At 60.8% G+C, this 21,663-nt stretch carries 21 protein-coding genes; 16 read left to right on the top strand and 5 right to left on the bottom strand.

The window, feature by feature from the left end; translation table 11 throughout:
* Positions 1–32 precede the first annotated feature (32 nt).
* The 8 genes from PSUM_RS23770 to PSUM_RS23735 all read left to right on the top strand — a co-directional run bounded on the left by PSUM_RS23770 (position 33) and on the right by PSUM_RS23735 (position 9,016).
* Positions 33–851 carry an SDR family oxidoreductase gene (locus PSUM_RS23770; protein WP_033043753.1) on the top strand — a complete coding sequence of 273 codons (819 nt, stop codon included), beginning with the start codon at positions 33–35 and terminating at the stop codon, positions 849–851.
* Between the two features lie 99 nt (positions 852–950).
* Positions 951–1,955: a substrate-binding domain-containing protein gene (locus PSUM_RS23765; RefSeq protein ID WP_083349643.1), complete on the top strand. Its 1,005-nt coding sequence runs from the start codon at positions 951–953 to the stop codon at positions 1,953–1,955.
* 64 nt (positions 1,956–2,019) lie between these two features.
* A complete protein-coding gene (gene araG, locus PSUM_RS23760; protein WP_033043754.1) occupies positions 2,020–3,576 on the top strand; it encodes an L-arabinose ABC transporter ATP-binding protein AraG in 1,557 nt (518 codons plus the stop codon).
* 12 nt (positions 3,577–3,588) lie between these two features.
* Positions 3,589–4,557, top strand: coding sequence for an L-arabinose ABC transporter permease AraH (araH, locus tag PSUM_RS23755; RefSeq protein ID WP_032832152.1), 969 nt, complete (start codon positions 3,589–3,591; stop codon positions 4,555–4,557).
* A gap of 198 nt (positions 4,558–4,755) precedes the next feature.
* Entirely contained in the window at positions 4,756–5,469 is a 714-nt protein-coding gene (locus tag PSUM_RS23750; protein WP_020799951.1) for a GntR family transcriptional regulator, read from the top strand.
* On the top strand, positions 5,466–6,464 hold the full coding sequence (locus tag PSUM_RS23745) for an ADP-ribosylglycohydrolase family protein (RefSeq protein WP_083349642.1): 999 nt from the start codon (positions 5,466–5,468) through the stop codon (positions 6,462–6,464). The genes PSUM_RS23750 and PSUM_RS23745 overlap by 4 nt, the downstream gene beginning before the upstream one ends.
* Positions 6,465–6,639: 175 nt before the next feature.
* The gene (locus tag PSUM_RS23740) at positions 6,640–8,094 is read left to right on the top strand and encodes a purine-cytosine permease family protein (protein WP_083349641.1); all 1,455 of its coding nucleotides are present in this window, start codon (positions 6,640–6,642) and stop codon (positions 8,092–8,094) included.
* The gene (locus PSUM_RS23735; RefSeq protein ID WP_020799954.1) at positions 8,087–9,016 is read left to right on the top strand and encodes a PfkB family carbohydrate kinase; all 930 of its coding nucleotides are present in this window, start codon (positions 8,087–8,089) and stop codon (positions 9,014–9,016) included. The genes PSUM_RS23740 and PSUM_RS23735 overlap by 8 nt, the downstream gene beginning before the upstream one ends.
* A gap of 130 nt (positions 9,017–9,146) precedes the next feature.
* Here the strand turns inward: PSUM_RS23735 and PSUM_RS23730 are convergent, their stop codons facing one another.
* The 4 genes from PSUM_RS23730 to PSUM_RS23715 all read right to left on the bottom strand — a co-directional run bounded on the left by PSUM_RS23730 (position 9,147) and on the right by PSUM_RS23715 (position 11,475).
* Positions 9,147–9,527: a Rho termination factor N-terminal domain-containing protein gene (locus PSUM_RS23730; protein ID WP_083349640.1), complete on the bottom strand. Its 381-nt coding sequence runs from the start codon at positions 9,525–9,527 to the stop codon at positions 9,147–9,149.
* Between the two features lie 26 nt (positions 9,528–9,553).
* Positions 9,554–9,808, bottom strand: a complete 255-nt coding sequence (locus tag PSUM_RS23725) for a hypothetical protein (RefSeq protein WP_020799956.1) — start codon at positions 9,806–9,808, stop codon at positions 9,554–9,556.
* 39 nt (positions 9,809–9,847) lie between these two features.
* A complete protein-coding gene (locus PSUM_RS23720; RefSeq protein ID WP_033044175.1) occupies positions 9,848–10,183 on the bottom strand; it encodes a hypothetical protein in 336 nt (111 codons plus the stop codon).
* A gap of 86 nt (positions 10,184–10,269) precedes the next feature.
* A complete protein-coding gene (locus PSUM_RS23715; protein WP_083349639.1) occupies positions 10,270–11,475 on the bottom strand; it encodes an MFS transporter in 1,206 nt (401 codons plus the stop codon).
* 196 nt (positions 11,476–11,671) lie between these two features.
* Here PSUM_RS23715 and PSUM_RS23710 point away from each other — a divergent pair, with 196 nt between their 5' ends.
* The 6 genes from PSUM_RS23710 to PSUM_RS23680 all read left to right on the top strand — a co-directional run bounded on the left by PSUM_RS23710 (position 11,672) and on the right by PSUM_RS23680 (position 17,503).
* Positions 11,672–12,154, top strand: coding sequence for a GNAT family N-acetyltransferase (locus PSUM_RS23710; protein ID WP_008065853.1), 483 nt, complete (start codon positions 11,672–11,674; stop codon positions 12,152–12,154).
* A gap of 191 nt (positions 12,155–12,345) precedes the next feature.
* Complete coding sequence (locus tag PSUM_RS23705) at positions 12,346–13,338, top strand: 2-dehydro-3-deoxygalactonokinase (protein ID WP_083349638.1); 993 nt, start codon at positions 12,346–12,348, stop codon at positions 13,336–13,338.
* A 19-nt stretch (positions 13,339–13,357) separates the two neighbouring features.
* Complete coding sequence (locus PSUM_RS23700; protein WP_083349637.1) at positions 13,358–13,978, top strand: 2-dehydro-3-deoxy-6-phosphogalactonate aldolase; 621 nt, start codon at positions 13,358–13,360, stop codon at positions 13,976–13,978.
* A gap of 48 nt (positions 13,979–14,026) precedes the next feature.
* Positions 14,027–15,175, top strand: a complete 1,149-nt coding sequence (gene dgoD / locus PSUM_RS23695; protein ID WP_020799961.1) for a galactonate dehydratase — start codon at positions 14,027–14,029, stop codon at positions 15,173–15,175.
* Between the two features lie 153 nt (positions 15,176–15,328).
* On the top strand, positions 15,329–16,639 hold the full coding sequence (locus tag PSUM_RS23685; RefSeq protein ID WP_020799962.1) for an MFS transporter: 1,311 nt from the start codon (positions 15,329–15,331) through the stop codon (positions 16,637–16,639).
* A 60-nt stretch (positions 16,640–16,699) separates the two neighbouring features.
* Positions 16,700–17,503: an IclR family transcriptional regulator gene (locus PSUM_RS23680; protein WP_083349636.1), complete on the top strand. Its 804-nt coding sequence runs from the start codon at positions 16,700–16,702 to the stop codon at positions 17,501–17,503.
* Positions 17,504–17,687: 184 nt separating this feature from the next.
* On the opposite strand, the gene PSUM_RS23675 is transcribed toward PSUM_RS23680, so the two are convergent.
* Positions 17,688–19,352 (bottom strand): electron transfer flavoprotein-ubiquinone oxidoreductase, encoded by a 1,665-nt coding sequence (locus PSUM_RS23675; RefSeq protein ID WP_020799964.1) that lies wholly within the window; start codon positions 19,350–19,352, stop codon positions 17,688–17,690.
* 547 nt (positions 19,353–19,899) lie between these two features.
* On the opposite strand from PSUM_RS23675, the gene PSUM_RS23670 reads away from it, so the two are divergent.
* Positions 19,900–20,649: an electron transfer flavoprotein subunit beta/FixA family protein gene (locus PSUM_RS23670; protein WP_008017740.1), complete on the top strand. Its 750-nt coding sequence runs from the start codon at positions 19,900–19,902 to the stop codon at positions 20,647–20,649.
* Entirely contained in the window at positions 20,650–21,579 is a 930-nt protein-coding gene (locus PSUM_RS23665) for an electron transfer flavoprotein subunit alpha/FixB family protein (protein ID WP_020799967.1), read from the top strand.
* The last annotated feature ends 84 nt before the right edge of the window (positions 21,580–21,663 follow it).

The following is a 21,663-nucleotide window of genomic DNA, read 5'->3' as shown; positions in this document are numbered from 1 at the left end:
TTCGTCGTGCTTTCGAACAGGAGTCCTGATCCATGGCTGAACCTCTTTCGTTACCGCCGGTGCCCGAGGCACCCAAGGGCGAGCGCCTGAAAAACAAAGTCGTACTGTTGACCGGCGCCGCCCAGGGCATCGGCGAGGCGATCGTTGCAACCTTCGCTTCCCAGCAAGCCAAGCTGGTCATCAGCGATATCCAGGCCGAAAAAGTCGAAAACGTCGCGGTACAGTGGCGGAGCAAAGGGGCTGACGTGGTGGCGATCAAGGCCGACGTTTCCCAGCAGCAGGACTTGCAGGCGATGGCCAGGCTGGCGGTTGAGCTTCACGGGCGGATCGACGTGCTGGTCAACTGCGCCGGGGTCAACGTGTTCCGAGATCCGTTGGAAATGACCGAGGAAGACTGGCGTCGCTGCTTCGCCATTGACCTGGACGGTGCCTGGTACGGCTGCAAGGCCGTATTGCCGCAGATGATCGAGCAGGGCATCGGCAGCATCATCAACATCGCCTCCACCCATTCCACCCACATCATTCCAGGCTGCTTCCCTTATCCGGTAGCCAAGCACGGCCTGCTCGGCCTGACCCGCGCCCTGGGTATCGAATACGCACCCAAGGGCATTCGCGTCAACGCCATCGCGCCGGGCTACATCGAAACCCAATTGAACGTCGACTACTGGAACGGCTTTGCCGACCCCCATGCCGAACGTCAGCGCGCCTTCGACCTGCACCCGCCGCGGCGCATCGGCCAGCCAATCGAGGTGGCCATGACCGCGGTGTTCCTGGCCAGTGATGAAGCACCGTTCATCAACGCTTCGTGCATCACCATCGATGGCGGGCGCTCAGTGATGTACCACGACTAGGTCATCCGGGTCTCAGGTGCAAAACTGCGCCTGAAATTCAATCATCATACGATATGACTATTGGCACTACGCTCAACAAAAACAACAAGGAGTCAGCTTATGAATCGTCGTCATGCCATCCGTTCCCTATGCTGCGCCGCCGTGGCGGTCAGCGCGTTCAGCCTGAGCAGCACGCTGCTGGCGGCTGAGGAAGTGAAAATCGGTTTCCTGGTCAAGCAAGCGGAGGAGCCCTGGTTCCAGACCGAATGGGCCTTCGCTGAAAAGGCTGGCAAGGAAAAGGGCTTCACCCTGATCAAGATCGCCGTGCCTGACGGTGAGAAAACCCTGTCGGCCATCGACAGCCTGGCGGCCAACGGTGCCAAGGGTTTCGTGATCTGCCCGCCGGACGTGTCCCTGGGCCCTGCAATCATGGCCAAGGCCAAGCTCAATGGCTTGAAAGTGATCGCCGTGGATGACCGCTTCGTCGATGCCAGCGGCAAGTTCATGGAGGACGTCCCTTACCTGGGCATGGCCGCCTTTGAAGTCGGCCAGAAGCAAGGCAGCGCCATGGCCACCGAGGCGAAGAAGCGCGGTTGGGAGTGGAAAGACACCTATGCGGTGATCAATACCTTCAACGAACTCGACACCGGCAAGAAACGCACCGACGGCTCGGTCAAGGCGCTGGAAGATGCCGGCATGCCCAAAGACCACATCCTGTTCGCGGCCCTGAAAACCCTCGACGTACCAGGCAGCATGGACGCCACCAACTCGGCACTGGTGAAGCTACCGAGCGCGGCGAAGAACCTGATTATCGGCGGTATGAACGACAACACTGTGCTGGGCGGCGTGCGTGCCACTGAAGCCGCCGGCTTTGCCGCGTCGAACGTGATCGGCATCGGCATCAACGGCACCGACGCCATTGGCGAGCTTAAGAAACCCGACAGCGGCTTCTACGGGTCGATGCTGCCAAGCCCGCACATCGAGGGCTACAACACCGCCAGCATGATGTACGAGTGGGTCACCAGCGGCAAAGAACCGGCGAAATACACCGCCATGGACGACGTGACACTGATCACGCGAGACAACTTCAAGCAGGAACTGGAAAAGATCGGCCTGTGGAACTGAGGGCCGGTTGATTTCATCGGTGACCCTGGCAACGGGGTTGCCTGATCTGTGCGATGAGGTGGTTATGGCGCAAACACAAGTACAACAACACACCGGCAGCTCTTTGAGTGGCAGTGGCAGCTTGCGCTTCAACGGGATCGGCAAAACCTTTCCCGGTGTGAAGGCGCTGGACAACATTAACTTCGTCGCCCATCCGGGGCAGGTTCATGCCTTGATGGGCGAGAACGGTGCCGGCAAGTCGACCCTGCTGAAAATCCTCGGCGGCGCCTACACCCCGAGCAGTGGCGACCTGCAGATAGGCGGCCAGACGATGGCGTTCAAGTCCACGGCCGACAGCATTGGCAGCGGGGTCGCGGTGATTCATCAGGAACTGCACCTGGTGCCGGAAATGACCGTGGCGGAAAATCTGTTTCTCGGTCACTTGCCGGCCAGTTTCGGTTTGATCAATCGCGCAACTTTGCGCCAGCAAGCCCTGGCCTGTCTCAGGGGGCTGGCCGACGAAATCGACCCGCAGGAGAAAGTCGGGCGCCTGTCGCTCGGTCAGCGGCAGCTGGTCGAGATCGCCAAGGCCTTGTCCCGTGGCGCGCATGTCATTGCTTTCGACGAGCCCACCAGCAGTCTTTCGGCGCGGGAGATCGACCGCTTGATGGCGATCATCGGTCGGCTGCGCGATGAAGGCAAAGTGGTGCTCTACGTCTCCCATCGCATGGAGGAAGTGTTCCGCATCTGCAACGCGGTGACGGTGTTCAAGGACGGCCGTTACGTGCGCACCTTCGAAGACATGAGCGAGTTGACCCATGATCAGTTGGTCACCTGCATGGTCGGTCGGGACATTCAGGACATCTACGATTACCGCCCGCGCCAGCGCGGCGCGGTGGCGTTGAAGGTCGACCGCCTGCTCGGGCCAGGCCTGCGCGAACCGGTGAGTTTCGATGCGCACAAGGGCGAGATCCTTGGCTTGTTCGGCCTGGTCGGCGCGGGGCGCACGGAATTGTTTCGCCTGCTTAGCGGGCTGGAACGCAACAGCGCCGGCCGTCTTGAACTGCGCGGCCATGAACTGAAACTGCGCTCGCCCCGGGATGCGATTGCGGCCGGGATCCTGCTCTGTCCCGAAGACCGCAAGAAGGAGGGCATCCTGCCGCTGGCAAGCGTCGCCGAGAACATCAACATCAGCGCCCGTGGTGCGCATTCAACCTTTGGTTGCCTGTTGCGTGGCCTGTGGGAGAAGGGCAACGCCGACAAGCAGATCAAGGCGCTGAAGGTAAAAACGCCACACGCCGGGCAACAGATCAAGTTCCTGTCCGGTGGCAACCAGCAGAAGGCCATTCTCGGTCGCTGGCTGTCGATGCCAATGAAAGTCCTGCTGCTCGACGAGCCCACCCGTGGCATCGACATCGGCGCCAAGGCCGAAATCTACCAGATCATCCATAACCTGGCCGCCAGCGGCATTGCGGTGATCGTGGTGTCCAGCGACCTGATGGAAGTGATGGGCATTTCCGACCGCATCCTGGTGTTGTGCGAAGGCGCACTGCGCGGCGAACTGAGCCGCGAACAGGCCAATGAATCCAACCTGCTGCAACTGGCTTTGCCGCGCCAACGCGCTGACGGCGTGGCGAACTGAGAGGTGACTATGATGACAACCCAAAACGAAACCCTGCCGACTGCACGCAAACCCCTGGACCTGCGGCGCTTTCTCGATGACTGGGTGATGCTGCTGGCGGCCGTCGGTATCTTCGTGCTCTGCACCTTGCTGATCGACAACTTCCTCTCGCCATTGAACATGCGCGGCCTGGGCCTGGCGATTTCCACCACCGGGATCGCGGCATGCACCATGTTGTACTGCCTGGCGTCCGGGCATTTCGACTTGTCGGTGGGGTCGGTGATCGCCTGCGCCGGGGTGGTTGCCGCCGTGGTGATGCGCGACACCGACAGCGTCTTTCTCGGTGTCAGCGCGGCGCTGGCGATGGGGCTGATCGTCGGCCTGATCAACGGCATCGTGATTGCCAAGCTGCGAGTCAATGCGCTGATCACCACGCTGGCGACCATGCAGATCGTGCGCGGCCTGGCCTACATCTTTGCCAATGGCAAGGCGGTGGGGGTGTCCCAGGAGTCGTTCTTCGTGTTCGGCAACGGCCAGTTGTTCGGCGTTCCGGTGCCGATCCTGATCACCATCGTCTGCTTCCTGTTCTTTGGCTGGTTGCTCAACTACACCACCTACGGGCGCAACACCATGGCCATCGGCGGCAACCAGGAAGCGGCGCTGCTGGCGGGGGTCAACGTTGACCGGACCAAGATCATCATCTTCGCCGTGCACGGCCTGATCGGTGCACTGGCCGGGGTGATCCTGGCATCGCGCATGACCTCGGGCCAGCCGATGATCGGCCAGGGTTTCGAGCTGACGGTGATCTCGGCCTGCGTGCTCGGCGGCGTGTCGCTCAGTGGCGGGATCGGCATGATCCGGCATGTGATTGCCGGGGTGTTGATCCTGGCAATCATCGAGAACGCGATGAACCTGAAGAACATCGATACGTTCTACCAGTATGTGATCCGCGGATCGATCCTCCTGCTGGCCGTCGTCATCGACCGCCTCAAGCAGCGTTAACCCCACAACTGATCATTCCCACGCTCCGCGTGGGAATGCCTCAAGGGACGCTCCGCGTTCCAGCTCGCGAAAGGGACGCAGAGCGTCCCGGGCTGCATTCCCACGCAGAGCGTGGGAACGATCAAGCCGCACTCCCTTCTGTCATCTCCCGTAAATATTTCTTGCCCGTCGCAACTCGTTTCGGGTATCAATTTGTACATGATTAGACAGGTACGATTCGACAAGAAACAACGGGTGGTCGACGAACTCATCCGGCGCATCGAAAGCGGCCTCATGGAGGACGGTTTTCATCTGCCGGGCGAGCATCAGTTGGCTCAAGAATTCAAAGTCAGCCGAGGAACCTTGCGTGAAGCGCTGGCCGAGTTGAAACGGCGCAACTACATTGCGACGCAAAGCGGGGTCGGTTCCATCGTCACCTTCGACGGGGTGGTACTGGATCAGCGCAGCGGCTGGGCGCAGGCCCTTGCCGACAGCGGCGCACTGGTCAATACCGAAGTGTTGCGGCTGGAAGCCGTGAGCCGTCCCGACCTGCTACCGCGTTTCGGCACTGACCAGTTCATCACCCTGGACCGTCGCCGCCGCTCCAACGATGGCACGCTGGTCTCCCTTGAACGCTCATTGATGCCTGCTACCGGCGGCCTGGAAAGCCTGCCGCGGGTTGGCTTGATCGATAACTCGCTGACCATCACGTTGGCCGCCTATGGCTATATCGGCGAGCGCGGTGATCAATGGATCGGCGCCGAGCCGTTGAACGCCACCGATGCCGAACTGTTGGGGCGGCCGGTCGGCACGGTTTTCCTTAAGGCCTTGCGCACCACCTATGACCGGAAAAACCGTTTCATGGAACAGGTGGAAAGCCTGCTCGATCCTGTGCATTTTCGCCTGCACCTGCAATTCGGACCATCGAAATGACTGCGCTCGATCGTGCGCTAGGCGCGTTTTACGGCCTGGCCCTGGGCGATGCGCTTGGCATGCCGACCCAATCCCTTAGCCGCAGCCAGATTCAGGCGCGCTTTGGCGAGATCACCGGCCTTGAAGATGCCGGTCCCGATCAGCCGATCGCCGCCAATATGCCCAAGGGCTCGATCACCGACGACACCGAACAAGCCATTCTGGTCGGTCAATTGTTGGTCGAAGGTCAAGGCAACATCCAACCCGCGGTACTCGCACAGCGCTTGATCGAATGGGAAGCCGTGATGCAGGCCAAGGGCTCGCAGGACTTGCTCGGCCCTTCGACCAAGCGCGCGATCGAAATGATCCTCGCCGGCCACTCGCCCGAAGAAGCCGGTCGGTACGGCACTACCAATGGCGCGGCGATGCGGATCACGCCGGTCGGGATTGCCGCGGATGTGTCCAAAGCCGAGCGCTTCATCGATGCCGTGGTGCAGGCCTGCCAGGTCACCCACAACACCACGCTGGGCATTTCCAGCGCGGCGGCGGTGGCGGCGGTGGTTTCCGCCGGCATCAACGGCATGGACCTGGGCGAGGCGCTGAACCTCGGCCAGCAAATCGCCCAGCAAGCCGAAGGCCATGGTCACTGGGTAGCCGGCGGACGAATCGCTTCGCGCATCAGTTGGGCGCGCAGCATCAGCGTCGACAGTGACAAGGCGTTGCTCGCCGATGTGCTGTACGACGTGATCGGCACCTCGGTGGCTTCCCAGGAGTCGGTGGTGGTGTCGTTTGCCCTGGCCCAGCAAGTGGCCATAGGTGAAATGAATGCCTTTGATGCACTGTGCATGGCCGCCAGCCTGGGTGGCGACACCGACACCATCGCGGCGATTCTGGGGGCGATGCTCGGGGCTTGCCTTGGGTTGGAGAGTTGGCCGGTGGCGATGATCGAGAAGGTCAAGGCAGTCAATGATCTGGAACTTGAACCCCTCGTCAAAGGACTCCTCACCCTGCGCTGAGGAGCCCCTGTAGGAGCTGCCGCAGGCTGCGATCTTTTGATCTTGGCGGCCTTGAGGTCGCTGAAAATCAAGGTCAAAAGATCGCAGCCTGCGGCAGCTCCTACAGGGGATTGTCGCGGGCCACCCAATATCTGAATTGCCCACAACCACAAAAATGGCAACAGGAGCATTTTTCATGAGTTCATCGAACGCCGGGCAACTGGAAACCCGCGGCATCGAACCGGTGCCGGAGGCCGAGTGCAATGGTTATCCGCTGCAGCTGTTCTGGGTCTGGTTCGCTGCCAACATTTCCATTCTCGGCCTGCCGCTGGGCGCGACCCTCGTGGCGTTTCGCGGGTTGGCGATCTGGCAGGCAGTCATCGTCGCGATCCTCGGTGCCGCCGGTTCCTTCGCGGTGGTCGGGATCATATCCATCGCCGGTCGTCGTGGCCGCGCGCCAAGCCTGACCCTGTCCCGCGCCATCTTCGGCGTGCGCGGCAATATCGGCCCGACCCTGGTATCGCTGATGTCGCGCCTGGGCTGGGAAACCGTCAATACCACCACTGCCGCGTTCGTTCTGCTGTCGCTGTGCTCGATTCTCTTTGGTTCGCCGGTAGAGGCCAAAAGCGCGCCACTGCTGACCCTGCTGTTCATCGCGATTTTCGTGCTGCTGACCTTGTCGGTGTCCGGCCTCGGTCACGCCACATTGCTGGTGATCCAGAAATGGGCGACCTATGTGTTCGGGGCACTGAATATCCTGGTCGGCGGTTTCCTTTGCGCCACCATCGACTGGAGCGCGGTGTTCAACGCCACGCCGGCACCGATGAGCGCGATGATCATCGGTATCGGCACCATGGCGGCCGGCACCGGGATCGGCTGGGCCAACGCAGGCGCGGACATGTCGCGCTACCAGCACCGCAGCGTGAAGGCCGTGCGCCTGGTGGCGTCAGCGGCGTTCGGCGCGGGCATTCCACTGGTGCTGTTGATCACCCTCGGAGGCCTGTTGTCGGTGGGCAACAACGACCTGGCCCAGGCCGCCGACCCGATCATCGCCATCCGCGACATGCTGCCGACCTGGATGGCCGTGCCCTACCTGATCACCGCGTTCGGTGGCCTGCTGCTGTCGAACAACCTGTCGGTGTACTCCGCCGGCCTGACCACGCTGACCCTCGGTCTTAAAGTCAAGCGCGTCTACGCCGTGGTGGTAGACATCGTGGCGATTTTCGCCGGTTCGATTTACTTCATGTTGATCGCCGACAGTTTCTACGGCCCGTTCATCACCTTCATTTCCCTGTTGGCGGTGCCGATCACGGCATGGGTAGGGATCTTCGTGGTCGATCTGATTCATCGTCACTATTACAGCCCCAAGGACCTGCTGGACGTCAGCCCGCTTAGTGCCTACTGGTATCACGGCGGCGTCGAGTGGCGCGCGTTCGGTGCCTGGGCGGTGGCGATCGTGCTCGGTTTCAGTTTCACCACCATCGGCACCACGGCAGAAAACGTCTGGTTCAAAGGCTTCCTGTCCGACTCGTGGCTGGGGCATAACGGTCTCGGCTGGATCGTGACCTTCGTGGTCGCCGGTGGCATTTATCGGGTACTTGGCGGGGCGAAGGATCGTCGGGCCGCGTTGATCGAGAATGCTCATGCCTAAGTTGCTGCACACCGGCCAGGTCATCATCGACCTGGTGATGGCCGTGGATAAACTGCCGCAAGCGGGGGGCGATGTATTGGCGCAGTCCGCGAGTTTCCAGGCTGGCGGCGGTTTTAATGTGATGGCAGCCGCCCAGCGCAATGGTCTTTCGGTGGTCTACCTCGGTCGCCACGGCACCGGGCGATTCGGCGACCTGGCGCGTGAAGCAATGAACGCCGAAGGCATCCGGATCGGCATTGCTGAGCGCGCCGAGCGCGATACCGGGTTATGCGTCGCCATCACCGACGCCTCGGCCGAACGCAGTTTCGTTTCCTACATCGGTGCCGAAGGCGAATTGACTGCGCAAGACCTGGGCAGCGTGCCGGTCGAGGCGGGCGATTATGTCTATGTCAGCGGCTACAGCCTCCTGCAGGCGGGGAAGGCGCGGGCGCTGGTGGATTGGGTGCTGGCGTTGCCGAACGGGATCAATGTGGTGTTCGATCCGGGGCCGTTGGTGGATTCCCCGGATGCGCCGCTGATGCAGGCGTTGCTGGCGCGCATCGACGTGTGGACCAGTAACAGCGCCGAAGCGTTGAAGATTACAGGCGCGACGAAAATCGACCAGGCGTTGGATCGTCTGGTCGAATATTTGCCGCGCGATGTGCTCATGGTCGTTCGCGACGGGCCGCAAGGATGCTGGATTCAGCAGCCGGGCGAACGTCGACATGTACCAGGCTTCAAGGTGCAGGCGGTAGACAGCAATGGCGCCGGCGATGCCCATGCCGGGGTGTTCGTGGCGGGGTTGGCGCAGGGGTTGTCTGCGCTTGATGCCGCGCAACGGGCCAATGCGGCCGCGGCGCTGTCGGTGACCCGGTGGGGGCCGGCGACTTCGCCTGGGGCTGCTGAGGTGGATGAGTTGATCCGCAAGAGTATCGGCGCCTGATCTACCGCTTTCGTCGGAACGCCTTCGCGAGCAGGCTCGCTACCACATTTCGACCGGATTCTACCTGAAGAAACGCGATCAAATGTGGGAGCGGGCTTGTTCGCGAAGAGGCCCTGGAATTCAACATATATCAGCCAGCCTTGCGCAACGCCTCGATCAACTCCTGCTTGCGCATGCTGGACCGGCCCGGAATATTCTTCGCCCGGGCTTCTTTCATCAGGCTTTCGACGGTCTGCACCTCGCGCGAAGCCTTGCTGTTGCGCGAAAGACCTTCACGGCTGAGCACCGCACGTCGCGACGATTCCTCTCGATCTTGCGCTTTGGCGCGGGCCGGCTTCTTGCGCCCTGAACCACCGGCACGCTCACCACCGCCGGACTGTTTGTTCACGGTCGCCCAGGCACGCGCTTCGGCTTCGTCCTTAGACACGCCTTTGCGCTCGTAACTGTCTTCGATATGTTCAGCCTTGCGTTTCTGCTCGGCGGTGTATTTGTCTTTGCTTCCACGAGGCATGGGATTTCTCCTGGCTTCTTGGTGGTTCAAACATCCAGCTTGCGTGCCGCTTCAACGCCGGCAGCGCTGAGTTTGATCGGCAGGTTCAGCGAGTGTTCGCCGGCTTCGTTGCATTGCACGTTGCCGTGCTGGATCAGTCCACGCTCCTGCAGTGCAGCGAGGGTACTGGCCACGACTTTCTCCCCACGGTAATTGTCCAGCACCTCCTTGCCCAGACCGCTGGGGTGGGCGTGCAGCAGGCGGGTCAGGACTTCTTTTTCCAGGTTTTTATCGGCGTTCATGGTTACCTCTTCGTTGTGATGAGTCGGTAGAGTGGCGAGCTACTGGCTTGCGCCACCTATTGAGCCCGGGCTTTCGGTGGTGGTAGAACCTATGCCGGGGCTGGCTTTATCGGGCGTCTTGGTATCGGGCAGGTTCAGGCCGCCCTGGCGGCCTGCATCGTTGCCCTGGATCCGCGGATCGGTGCCGGTCGACGGCGGCAAGTTGCTGTCGACGCCCGTGCCGTTGATGTTGATCACGGGGGCGCTCTGGAGGGCGGGAACTCTGGGTGTTTCGACCGGGTTGGTCGGGCCGGTGCCGGACGCGGTCGTGGCAGCGATGACAAGCGGGGACATCAGGACAGCGAGGGCGAGGGCGGTCAACCTGGTCGGGAGCATGGCGCGGTGTCTCCATTGATTAAGAGTCCTTACCTGATGTTGGTCCGCCCCCGTTTTGAATTGGTGCCTGATCAGCGACGAACGGTCTAGACTCGTTGCATCGCCTGGGTTGAGCAGACGTGACGCCAGATCAATCGGCCCAGGGTGATCAGCCAATTGAGCAGGGCGATCGCGATGACGGTAAGTAGCAGGTTGGCCATGCCTTGTTCGACGATGATTTTCCCGGCGAGCAACGGAAAGCCGAACACGCCGATGAAGTACGACAGGCTGAACAAAAGCAAGGATTGCGCAGTGGTCCCGGTCGGCGCTTCATTGGCGACGAGGCCATTGATCACCGAGTAAGTCAGCCCGTAGCCGACCCCGAGCATGGCCGCCGCGACCACGTAGCTCAAGCCATCATCGACCACGAGGCCGAACAGCAGGATCGAGCCCAGCATCAGGCCTGACAGCAGGCAGGAAGCGCGCAACGGATCACGCTTGACCACGAAACCTGCGATCAGCATGCGGCTGCTGATCGCCGCGCCCATGAAGCCCAGGAAGAACAGCGAATAGTCGAGCGAGCGCGCCGCTGCGTAGCTGGTCTGGAAACTCGACAGGCCACCGAAAACGCAACCGCCGAGGCCGACCATGATGATTGGAAACACCGCTCTGGAGGACAGCACCTGGGCCGTTGCACGCCAGGAAATCCGCGAAACCGCCGTCGATTCCAGCGATGCATTTTTCAGATGCCGATCGAGCTGCCAGAGCAGCAAAACCCCGATCAGGCTGGCCAGTGCAGCGAGATAAAACGCGGCTGTCACCGGGAAGCCGAGGGCGCTTGCGACGCGACCCAGCAAGGGCCCGCTGCCGATCCCGGTCATCATGCTGCCCGACAGCAGTGCGAAGTATTTGGCCCGTTGCACGGGAGTGACCAGGCTCGCGACAATGATCGGCCCGAGGGTGTAGAACACCCCCCAACCCAACCCCAGCAATAGCCCGAAAAACAGCAGGAGATGGCCCAAGCCCGGCGTCAAGGCGAAGCCCAGGCTGGCCACCACCAGCAATAGGCCGAACAGCGCGACCGAACGTGCGGCACCGAGCAGGTCGGACAAGTGACCGGACGCAATCACCGCAGCAAAGGTGCTCAGCATCGCCGCCGAAATTACACTGCCGGCGTCGTGTTCGTTGCCGCCGCGCGAGCCGATCAGCAGCGACAGCAAAAAGGTCGAACCGTAGGACAGCGAGAGCAGGTAACTGGCCAGGCAAAAGAGGCCGAACAATTTGCTGGAGACTGGGGGTGTGGCAGTGGACATGTCGCGGTTCCTTGACCCGATAGATACGCAGGTCATCTATCTATCATGCAAGGCGTTCATGTTAGGTCTCAGGTTCGCGATGCCAGGGTTAGCGTGGACCGGAGTAAGGTGCATGGGGGTCGAGGGAGCCTGCTCCCTCGCCACAATTCTCGCGGCGCCTTAGTATGGCGTTTTCAACTTCTGACAAGGCACGTCCATGACGATCGAAATCCGCCCGGCAACCCCCAGTGACGCGCCGCAAATCCTCGCGTTCATCACTGAACTGGCCGACTACGAACGTGCTCGCCATGAAGTCATCGCCAGTGTCGCCGACATCGAACGCAGCCTGTTCAGTGAAGGGGCGACGGCCCATGGCCTGATCTGCCTGCGCGAGGGTGTGCCCATCGGTTTTGCGGTGTTTTTTTTCAGCTACTCCACGTGGCTGGGCAGCAACTGCCTGTACCTCGAAGATTTGTACATCACACCTGAACAGCGCGGTGGCGGTGCGGGTAAAACCTTGTTGCGTCACCTGGCGAAAATCGCCTGTGCCAACGACTGTGGGCGCTTCGAATGGAGCGTGCTGGAGTGGAACACCCCGGCTATCGACTTCTACAAATCCCTAGGCGCACAGCCGCAGGAAGAGTGGGTGCGCTACCGCATGGACGGGGCCGTCTTGCGGGATTTTGCCGAGGGTAATTGATACCGTTTAAAAGATCGCAGCCTTCGGCAGCGCCATGAATCGCGTGTAAACCCGATTCTGTAGCTGCCGAAGGCTGCGATCTTTTTTTGTCTTGTCTCAATATATGGGATTGATATTTATATATTGAGATTTTGCGGCACCAAGGTTTATAGTCCGCCTCACTCACTGCCAAAAACAGAACAGGTGAAGCGATGCAGGCGCAATTAATCGCGCTCGATTGGGGGACAACCTCATTACGTGCCTACAAACTTGCCGCGGGCGGCCAGGTGCTCGAACAGCGCTCGCTGTCGTCGGGGATCATGCAGTTGCCCAAGGCTGCGCGAATGATCAACGGCCGAGAGTGCGTCGATGGTTTTGAACTGGCTTTTGACCAGGCCTGTGGCGATTGGCTCGACGAACAGCCCGACTTGCCAGTGATCGCCTGCGGCATGGTGGGCAGCGCCCAGGGCTGGCGCGAGGCGGCTTATCGCGACACGCCGGCGAACGTCGCCAATCTCGGCACTTCCCTGCAAACCGTTCGCAGTCTTCGCGGTGTCGATGTACACATCGTGCCGGGGGTGATCCAGCGTTCGCGCTTGCCGAACGTGATGCGCGGCGAAGAAACCCAAGTGCTCGGCGTACTGCAGAACATCGCAGGCGAGGCGGGCACCGATCTACTGATCGGCCTGCCAGGCAGCCATTCGAAATGGGTGGAAGTGGCCGACGGCTGCATCGTGCATTTCGATACCTTCATGACCGGTGAAGTCTTCGCCGTGCTCAGCGAACACAGCATTCTGGGGCGTACCCAGCAGTGCGGCGCGTCATTCGATGGCGAGGCGTTCGATCGCGGCGTACAGGTGGCGTTGTCGACAGACGGCGAAATAGGCCCCTTGTCGACCTTGTTCAGCGCCCGCAGCCTCGGCCTGACCGGCGAGCTCAGCGCCACGGCGCAAGCGGATTACTTGTCCGGCCTGTTGATCGGCCATGAACTGTCGGCCCTGGCCTGCGTGCAGCGGCGTCGACGCAACAGTGTGCACCTGCCTTCGATCATCCTGATTGGCAATTCCCAACTGTGCAGCCGCTACAGCCGCGCACTCGATGCCTGCGGTTTTGCGCGGGTGACGTTGGCCGAACAGGCCACCGAACGCGGGTTGTGGCAGCTGGCACTGGCTGCCGGCCTGATCTCGCCCACGCCACATCGTTAACCCTGACTGGAGTCCTGACATGCTCAAACACGCACTGGCGCAAAACGGGCTGATCGCGATCCTGCGTGGCCTGCGCCCGCAAGAAGCCGCTGCTATCGGCGAAGTCCTGTATGAAGCCGGATTTCGCGTCATCGAAGTGCCGCTCAACTCCCCGGAGCCGTATGAAAGCATTCGCATCCTGCGCAGTACGTTGCCCGCCGATTGCCTGATTGGCGCGGGCACGGTGCTGACGCCGCAACAGGTCGAGCAAGTGAAAGCGGCCGGCGGCCAGGTGATCGTCATGCCCCACAGCGATCCGAAGGTTTTGCGCGCGGCGAAAGCGGCTGGCCTTTATCTGTCGCCCGGTGTCGCCACCCCGACCGAGGCCTTCGCGGCACTGGCCGAGGGCGCTGATGTGCTGAAGATGTTCCCGGCCGAGCAAATGGGCCCGGCGGTCGTCAAGGCCTGGCTCGCGGTGCTGCCGGCGGGAACGATCCTGGCGCCCGTCGGTGGCATCACCCCGGACAACATGCAGGTGTTTGTCGACGCGGGCGTCAAAGGCTTCGGCCTCGGGTCCGGGTTGTTCAAGCCAGGCATGACCCCTGAGCAAGTGGCGGCCAATGCCAAGGCCTACGTGGCTGCCTGGAAAGCCCTTCGCTAAGACTTTTTTGGCGCTGCGAGCGCTGGATCTAACAAGAGAGACCGACAGATGAAAATCACCAAACTGACCACCTTCATCGTTCCGCCACGCTGGTGCTTCCTCAAGGTCGAGACCGACGAAGGCGTGACCGGCTGGGGCGAGCCCGTAGTCGAAGGCCGCGCTCACACTGTCGCGGCTGCCGTTGAAGAATTGTCCGACTACCTGATCGGCAAAGACCCACGCAATATCGAAGACATCTGGACCGTGCTGTACCGCGGTGGCTTTTACCGTGGCGGCGCCATCCACATGAGTGCCCTGGCCGGCATCGACCAGGCGTTGTGGGACATCAAGGGCAAGGCGCTGGGTGTGTCGGTCAGTGACCTGCTGGGTGGACAGGTGCGGGACAAGATCCGCGTGTATTCGTGGATCGGCGGCGACCGCCCGGCAGACACTGCGCGAGCGGCGAAAGAAGCGGTCAGTCGGGGTTTCACCGCAGTGAAAATGAATGGCACCGAAGAGCTGCAGTTCCTCGATACCTTCGACAAAGTCGACCTGGCCCTGGCCAACGTCGCTGCCGTGCGTGATGCGGTCGGGCCGAACGTCGGCATTGGCGTCGACTTCCATGGCCGGGTGCACAAGCCCATGGCCAAGGTGCTGATGAAGGAACTCGATCCGTACAAGCTGATGTTCATCGAAGAACCGGTGCTCAGCGAAAACTACGAAGCGCTTAAGGAGCTGGCACCGCTGACCAGCACGCCGATTGCCCTGGGTGAGCGGCTGTTCTCGCGCTGGGATTTCAAGCGCGTGCTCAGCGAGGGCTACGTCGACATCATCCAGCCGGATGCTTCACATGCGGGCGGCATCACCGAAACCCGCAAGATCGCCAATATGGCCGAAGCCTACGACGTGGCGTTGGCGCTGCATTGCCCGCTGGGTCCGATTGCCCTGGCGGCGTGCCTGCAACTGGACGCTGTCTGCTACAACGCGTTCATCCAGGAGCAGAGCCTGGGCATCCATTACAACGAGAGCAACGACCTGCTCGACTATGTGAAGGATCCACGGGTGTTCGACTACGACCAAGGCTTCGTGAAAATCCCGAACGGCCCGGGCCTGGGCATCGAGATCAACGAAGAATATGTGATCGAACGCGCCGCCGTCGGCCACCGCTGGCGCAACCCGATCTGGCGCCATGCCGACGGCAGTTTTGCCGAGTGGTAATGCCTGCGCGGTGATTGTTCCCACACTCTGCGTGGGAATACCTCACTGGACGCTCTGCGTCCGCTTTTGGGACGCAGAGCGTCCCTGGCTGCATTCCCACGCAGAGCGTGGGAACGATCACGACCTCAATAAACATAAAAAGAGGCACTCCCCATGCAACCGCAAACCCTCACCGGGCAGGCGTCGTTGGCGGCGCCCAGCCGCAAGCGTTTTTTCATCATGGTCCTGTTGTTCATCACCGTGGTGATCAACTACCTGGACCGCAGCAACCTGTCGATCGCTGCGCCAGCGCTGACCAGCGACCTGGGCATCGATCCAATACACGTCGGCCTGATCTTCTCGGCCTTCGGCTGGACCTACGCCGCCATGCAGATTCCCGGTGGCTGGCTGGTGGACCGGGTGCCGCCGCGCATTCTGTATACCGCTGCACTCCTGTTATGGTCGATTGCCACGGTCATGCTCGGTTTCGCGGGCAGCTTCATCGCCCTGTTCGTATTGCGCATGGCGGTCGGTGCCCTGGAAGCGCCGGCCTATCCGATCAACAGTCGCGTGGTTACCACCTGGTTCCCGGAGCGTGAGCGTGCCACGGCCATCGGTTTCTACACGTCTGGACAGTTCGTCGGCCTGGCTTTCCTGACGCCGGTATTGGCCTGGCTGCAGCATGAATTCGGCTGGCACATGGTGTTCGTGGCCACCGGCGCAGTGGGCATTCTCTGGGCGGTGATCTGGTACGCGGTGTATCGCGAGCCCCGGGATTTCAAAGGCGCCAACGACGCCGAAATCGACTTGATCCGCGAAGGCGGCGGGCTGGTGGACATCCAGGCCGAACAAGCCAGGGTCAAAGCCAAATTCAGCTGGACCGACCTGGGAATTGTCCTCACCAAGCGCAAACTTTGGGGCATTTACCTCGGCCAATTCTGCCTCAACTCGACCCTGTGGTTTTTCCTGACGTGGTTCCCGACCTACCTGGTGAAATACCGCGGCATGGATTTCATCAAGTCCGGACTGCTGGCATCGCTGCCGTTTCTCGCGGCGTTCGTCGGCGTGCTGTGCTCCGGTTTCTTCTCGGACTTTCTGATTCGTCGTGGTTACTCCGTGGGCTTCGCCCGCAAGTTGCCGATCATCAGTGGCCTGCTGATTTCCACTTCGATCATTGGCGCCAACTTCGTTGAGTCGACGCCGCTGGTAATTGCCTTCCTCGCGCTGGCGTTTTTCGGCAACGGCCTGGCTTCGATCACCTGGTCGCTGGTGTCGACCCTGGCTCCGGCGCGACTGCTTGGGCTGACCGGTGGGGTATTCAACTTCATCGGCAACCTGTCGGCCATCGCCACGCCGATCGTCATCGGCTTCCTTGCCAGCGGTGATTCCTTTGCCCCGGCCATTACCTATATCTCGGTCCTGGCGTTGATCGGTGCACTTTCCTACATCTTGCTGGTGGGCAAGGTCGAGCGTATCAAGTTGTAGTCGGGACCCGCGGGCGACCATAATGCCGCCCGTTCACTCGCTCAACGGTAAAGGCTGGATATGCAGGAAGACGCCCCAAAAATCGCCAAGGACGCCGCACCGACTGGCACCCAGACCCTGCTTCGCGGGTTGGGTGTGGTTCAGGCCGTGGCCAGTGGCGCCCGCGATCTCAAGGAAATCGCCCGGTTGATCGGCACCACGCGCAGCACCACCCATCGCCTGGCCAGTTGCCTGGTGGACGAGCGATATCTGCGGGTGGTGCCGCAGGTCGGTTACCTGTTGGGGCCCAAGTTGATCGAACTGGGTTTTCAGGCGCGTGAGGAGTTGCCGCTGGTGACCCTGGCCGGGCCATATCTGGATGAGCTGTCGGCGTTGACCGGCGATACCATTCACCTGGCTATCCGCGAAGGCGATGAGGTGCTGTACCTGCACAAGAACCCGGGGCGCAACGGTCCGGAGATGCGCTCGCGGGTCGGCCATCGCATGCCCTTGGCGCGTACGGGAATCGGCAAGGCATTGATGCTCGATGACTCGCCGCAAGAGTGGCAGCGCTTGTACGAAATCAGCCTGCCGGTGGGTGGGAAAAACCAGTTCTGGCCGCAGCACCCCGAACAGTCGTGGGAACAGTTCCAGCAGCGCATGTTCGAGTACGTGGCCGGCGGTTATGCCTTCGACCTGGAAGACAACGAACCGTCGATCCGCTGCGTGGCGGCACCGATCCGCGATGCCAGCAAACGCATCGTCGCCGGCATCAGCATCGCCAGTACCGTGCCGTACATGCCGCTGGAAAAAATGGCCGAGCTGATTCCTTTGATCAAAGGGGTTACGGCCCGGCTGTCGGCGGAGCTGGGCGCCAAAATCTGACGGTATGCGGTAATCATTGTGGGAGCGAGCCTGCTCGCGAAAGCGATTTATCATTCGATATGGGTATCGACTGACACACTTCTTTCGCGAGCAGGCTCGCTCCCACATTGGTTTAATGGTGTTGCCTAAATTGCAGGCAACAAAAAGGCCCCCATTCGGGAGCCTTGATGTTCAGTGGTTCGGCTTACATGTTCGGGTAAGTCGGGCCGCCAGCACCTTCCGGTGTCACCCAGGTGATGTTCTGTGCAGGGTCCTTGATGTCGCAGGTCTTGCAGTGAACGCAGTTCTGGGCGTTGATCTGGAAGCGCTTCTCACCGTCTTCCTTGGTCACCACTTCATACACGCCGGCCGGGCAGTAACGCTGGGCCGGTTCGTCGTAAAGCGGCAGGTTCTTGCTGATCGGGATGCTCGCGTCGGCCAGTTTCAGGTGGCAAGGTTGCTCTTCTTCATGGTTGGTCCCGGAAATGAACACCGAGCTCAGTTTGTCGAAGCTGATCTTGCCGTCCGGTTTCGGGTAGTCGATCTTCTTGCAGTCGGCCGCCAGTTTGAGGCACGCGTAATCCGGCTTGGTGTCGTGCAGGGTGAACGGCAGTTTGCCGCCGAAGATGTTCTGGTCCAGCCAGTTGAAACCACCGCCGACGATGGCGCCGAACTTGTGGATCGCCGGGCCGAAGTTGCGGCTCGCGAACAGTTCTTCGTACAGCCAGCTGTTCTTGAAGCTTTCGACGTAATTGGTCAGTTCATCGCCACCTTCGGACTCGGCGAACAGGCGATCGGCCACGGCGTCAGCCGCCAGCATGCCGGACTTCATCGCGGTGTGGCTGCCCTTGATCTTGGCGAAGTTCAGGGTGCCGAGGTCGCAGCCGATCAGCGCGCCGCCCTTGAAGACCATCTTCGGCAGCGAGTTCAGGCCACCCTTGCAGATGGCGCGGGCGCCGTAGCTGACGCGCTTGCCGCCTTCCAGGTACTGCTTGAGCACCGGGTGATGCTTGAGGCGCTGGAACTCGTCGAACGGCGACAGGTAGGTGTTGCTGTACGACAGGTCGACGATCAGGCCCACGACCACCTGATTGTTTTCCAGGTGGTAGAGGAACGAGCCACCGGTGTTCTCGGTGCCCATGATGTCCATCGGCCAACCGGCGGTGTGCACCACCAGGCCTGGCTGGTGCTTGGCCGGGTCGACTTCCCAGATTTCCTTCAGGCCGATGCCGTAGTGCTGGGCGTCGGCATCGCTGGCGAGGTTGAAGCGCTTGATCAGTTGCTTGCCGATGTGGCCGCGGCATCCTTCGGCGAACAGCGTGTACTTGCCGCGCAGTTCCATGCCTGGGGTGTACAGGCCTTCTTTTGGGTTGCCTTCGCGGTCAACGCCCAGATCGCCGGTGATAATCCCGCGGACCACGCCATTCTCGTCGAACAGCGCTTCCTGGGCGGCGAAGCCTGGGTAGATCTCCACGCCCAGGTTCTCGGCCTGCTGGGCCAGCCAGCGGCACAGGTTGCCCAGGGAAATGATGTAGTTGCCTTCGTTGTGCATGGTCTTGGGCACAAAGAAGTCTGGAATTTTTTGCGCGCTTTCGGCGTTTTTCAGCACGAAGATGTCATCGCGGGTGACCGGCGTGTTCAGCGGCGCGCCGAGTTCTTTCCAGTTCGGGAACAGTTCGTTCAGGGCGCGGGGTTCGAATACCGCACCGGACAAGATGTGAGCACCGACTTCGGAGCCTTTTTCGACCACGCAGACGCTGATTTCCTTACCGGCTTCGGCGGCCTTCTGCTTCAATCGGCAGGCAGCGGAAAGACCAGCGGGGCCGGCACCGACGATGACCACGTCGAATTCCATGTATTCGCGTTCCACAGGTTATCTCCTACTCAAGGCTCAACAGTTTTTTTTCTAATATGGAGGTTGGGTGTCGCATCCATGAATCCCTGCGCAACGCCGGGAGAGGACAATCGATTAACCACCTTTCTCTTTGGTGGCGCATTATATCTACACCACTCTCAGCGTCCAATACAAACGTTTGTTTGAAATGGCTCAAAGCCAGAGAAATCAAAGTCACCCGCCTTATGAACGGCCATTTTGGCGTATTGACCGGAATAGGTGTTCCGGTCAAGATACGGGCGGTTTTGCGCTCGCCGTAGGCTGACTGTTGGTTTCAAGAGCACCTCTAAAGACAGGGCGATGGCAGTAGAAGGTGATGCGCCGCGCGGGTTTGATGCGCAGTCTACACGTCACGATATTGAATGACTCGTCAGTCACTGCTGACAAACGGTCATCAGCATCATGAACGATGGTCACTTGACACTTTTGCCGGCGTTTTTGGAGGTGCCCTTGCGCCCGATGAGCATTATCCGCCAGGTTCGCCTAGGCGACTTTCTTTTCACCGGAGAGTAACGAGGAATCCATGAAGGTTCTTGTAGCTGTCAAACGCGTTGTGGATTACAACGTGAAAGTTCGCGTCAAGGCGGACAATTCCGGCGTCGACCTTGCCAACGTCAAGATGTCGATGAACCCGTTCTGCGAGATCGCCGTGGAAGAAGCCGTACGCCTGAAAGAGAAGGGTGTTGCGACTGAAATCGTCGTCGTCTCCGTAGGCCCGTCCACCGCTCAAGAGCAACTGCGCACCGCGCTGGCTCTGGGTGCCGACCGCGCCATCCTCGTCGAGTCCGCCGAAGACCTGACTTCCCTGGCCGTTGCCAAACTGTTGAAAGCTGTTGTCGACAAGGAACAGCCTCAGCTGGTGATCCTTGGCAAACAAGCCATCGACAGCGACAACAACCAGACTGGCCAGATGCTGGCGGCACTGAGCGGTTACGGTCAGGGCACGTTCGCCTCCAAAGTCGAAATCAGCGGCGATAGCGTAGCTGTTACTCGTGAAATCGACGGCGGCGCGCAGACAGTTTCCCTGAAGCTGCCGGCCATCGTCACCACCGACCTGCGTTTGAACGAGCCGCGCTACGCGTCCCTGCCAAACATCATGAAAGCCAAGAAGAAGCCTCTCGAGACGCTGACTCCGGACGCTTTGGGCGTTTCCACCGCCTCCACCAACAAGACCGTGAAAGTCGAAGCGCCTGCTGCACGCAGCGCGGGTATCAAGGTCAAGTCGGTGGCTGAACTGGTCGAGAAACTGAAAAACGAAGCGAAGGTAATCTAAATGACTATCTTGGTTATTGCTGAACACGACAACAAAGTAGTGGCCCCGGCCACACTGAACACCGTTGCTGCCGCTGCCAAGATTGGCGGTGACATCCACGTGCTGGTTGCCGGCCAGGGCGCTGGCGCCGTGGCTGAAGCCGCTGCGAAAATCGCTGGCGTGGCTAAAGTGCTGCTGGCCGACAACGCCGCTTACGCGCATCAGTTGCCGGAAAACGTTGCGCCTCTGGTTGCAGAGTTGGGCAAGGGCTACAGCCACATCCTGGCTGCCGCTACTTCCAACGGCAAAAACATCCTGCCGCGCGTTGCCGCTGCACTGGACGTTGACCAGATCTCCGAGATCATCTCGGTCGAAAGCGCTGACACCTTCAAGCGTCCGATCTACGCCGGTAACGCTATCGCTACCGTTCAATCGAACGCTGCAGTGAAAGTGATCACCGTGCGTGCCACCGGTTTCGACCCGGTTGCAGCTGAAGGCGGTTCCGCAGCTGTTGAGGCCGTTGGCGCTGCCCACGACGCTGGCATCTCCAGCTTCGTTGGCGAAGAGCTGGCCAAGTCCGATCGTCCGGAATTGACCGCTGCCAAGATCGTCGTTTCCGGCGGTCGCGGCATGCAGAACGGCGACAACTTCAAGCACCTGTACGCCCTGGCCGACAAGCTGGGCGCAGCCGTGGGTGCTTCGCGTGCTGCGGTCGACGCAGGTTTCGTACCCAACGACATGCAGGTCGGTCAGACCGGCAAGATCGTTGCTCCACAGCTGTACATCGCCGTCGGTATTTCCGGCGCGATCCAGCACCTGGCCGGCATGAAAGACTCCAAGGTGATCGTTGCGATCAACAAGGACGAAGAAGCGCCGATCTTCCAGGTGGCCGATTACGGCCTGGTGGCGGACCTGTTCGAAGCCATCCCTGAGTTGGAGAAGCTGGTCTAATCCGGCTGCTTCACTTATAAAGAGCCCGACCCTTTGGTCGGGCTTTTTTTTGCCTCTGTACCTGTAGGAGCAGGCTCGCTCCTA

The organism is Pseudomonas umsongensis (assembly GCF_002236105.1).
Classification (GTDB): domain Bacteria; phylum Pseudomonadota; class Gammaproteobacteria; order Pseudomonadales; family Pseudomonadaceae; genus Aquipseudomonas; species Aquipseudomonas umsongensis.
Note: the sequence above shows the minus strand (reverse complement) of the source record. Positions and strands in the feature narration are given on the sequence as shown.

Excerpts from the sequence above, each read along its gene's own strand:
- PSUM_RS23770 (WP_033043753.1), top strand. The coding sequence starts at position 33 with ATGGCTGAACCTCTTTCGTTACCGCCGGTGCCCGAGGCACCCAAGGGC.
- PSUM_RS23765 (WP_083349643.1), top strand. The coding sequence starts at position 951 with ATGAATCGTCGTCATGCCATCCGTTCCCTATGCTGCGCCGCCGTGGCG.
- araG (WP_033043754.1), top strand. The coding sequence starts at position 2,020 with ATGGCGCAAACACAAGTACAACAACACACCGGCAGCTCTTTGAGTGGC.
- araH (WP_032832152.1), top strand. The coding sequence starts at position 3,589 with ATGACAACCCAAAACGAAACCCTGCCGACTGCACGCAAACCCCTGGAC.
- PSUM_RS23750 (WP_020799951.1), top strand. The coding sequence starts at position 4,756 with ATGATTAGACAGGTACGATTCGACAAGAAACAACGGGTGGTCGACGAA.
- PSUM_RS23745 (WP_083349642.1), top strand. The coding sequence starts at position 5,466 with ATGACTGCGCTCGATCGTGCGCTAGGCGCGTTTTACGGCCTGGCCCTG.
- PSUM_RS23740 (WP_083349641.1), top strand. The coding sequence starts at position 6,640 with ATGAGTTCATCGAACGCCGGGCAACTGGAAACCCGCGGCATCGAACCG.
- PSUM_RS23735 (WP_020799954.1), top strand. The coding sequence starts at position 8,087 with ATGCCTAAGTTGCTGCACACCGGCCAGGTCATCATCGACCTGGTGATG.
- PSUM_RS23730 (WP_083349640.1), bottom strand. The coding sequence starts at position 9,527 with ATGCCTCGTGGAAGCAAAGACAAATACACCGCCGAGCAGAAACGCAAG.
- PSUM_RS23725 (WP_020799956.1), bottom strand. The coding sequence starts at position 9,808 with ATGAACGCCGATAAAAACCTGGAAAAAGAAGTCCTGACCCGCCTGCTG.
- PSUM_RS23720 (WP_033044175.1), bottom strand. The coding sequence starts at position 10,183 with ATGCTCCCGACCAGGTTGACCGCCCTCGCCCTCGCTGTCCTGATGTCC.
- PSUM_RS23715 (WP_083349639.1), bottom strand. The coding sequence starts at position 11,475 with ATGTCCACTGCCACACCCCCAGTCTCCAGCAAATTGTTCGGCCTCTTT.
- PSUM_RS23710 (WP_008065853.1), top strand. The coding sequence starts at position 11,672 with ATGACGATCGAAATCCGCCCGGCAACCCCCAGTGACGCGCCGCAAATC.
- PSUM_RS23705 (WP_083349638.1), top strand. The coding sequence starts at position 12,346 with ATGCAGGCGCAATTAATCGCGCTCGATTGGGGGACAACCTCATTACGT.
- PSUM_RS23700 (WP_083349637.1), top strand. The coding sequence starts at position 13,358 with ATGCTCAAACACGCACTGGCGCAAAACGGGCTGATCGCGATCCTGCGT.
- dgoD (WP_020799961.1), top strand. The coding sequence starts at position 14,027 with ATGAAAATCACCAAACTGACCACCTTCATCGTTCCGCCACGCTGGTGC.
- PSUM_RS23685 (WP_020799962.1), top strand. The coding sequence starts at position 15,329 with ATGCAACCGCAAACCCTCACCGGGCAGGCGTCGTTGGCGGCGCCCAGC.
- PSUM_RS23680 (WP_083349636.1), top strand. The coding sequence starts at position 16,700 with ATGCAGGAAGACGCCCCAAAAATCGCCAAGGACGCCGCACCGACTGGC.
- PSUM_RS23670 (WP_008017740.1), top strand. The coding sequence starts at position 19,900 with ATGAAGGTTCTTGTAGCTGTCAAACGCGTTGTGGATTACAACGTGAAA.
- PSUM_RS23665 (WP_020799967.1), top strand. The coding sequence starts at position 20,650 with ATGACTATCTTGGTTATTGCTGAACACGACAACAAAGTAGTGGCCCCG.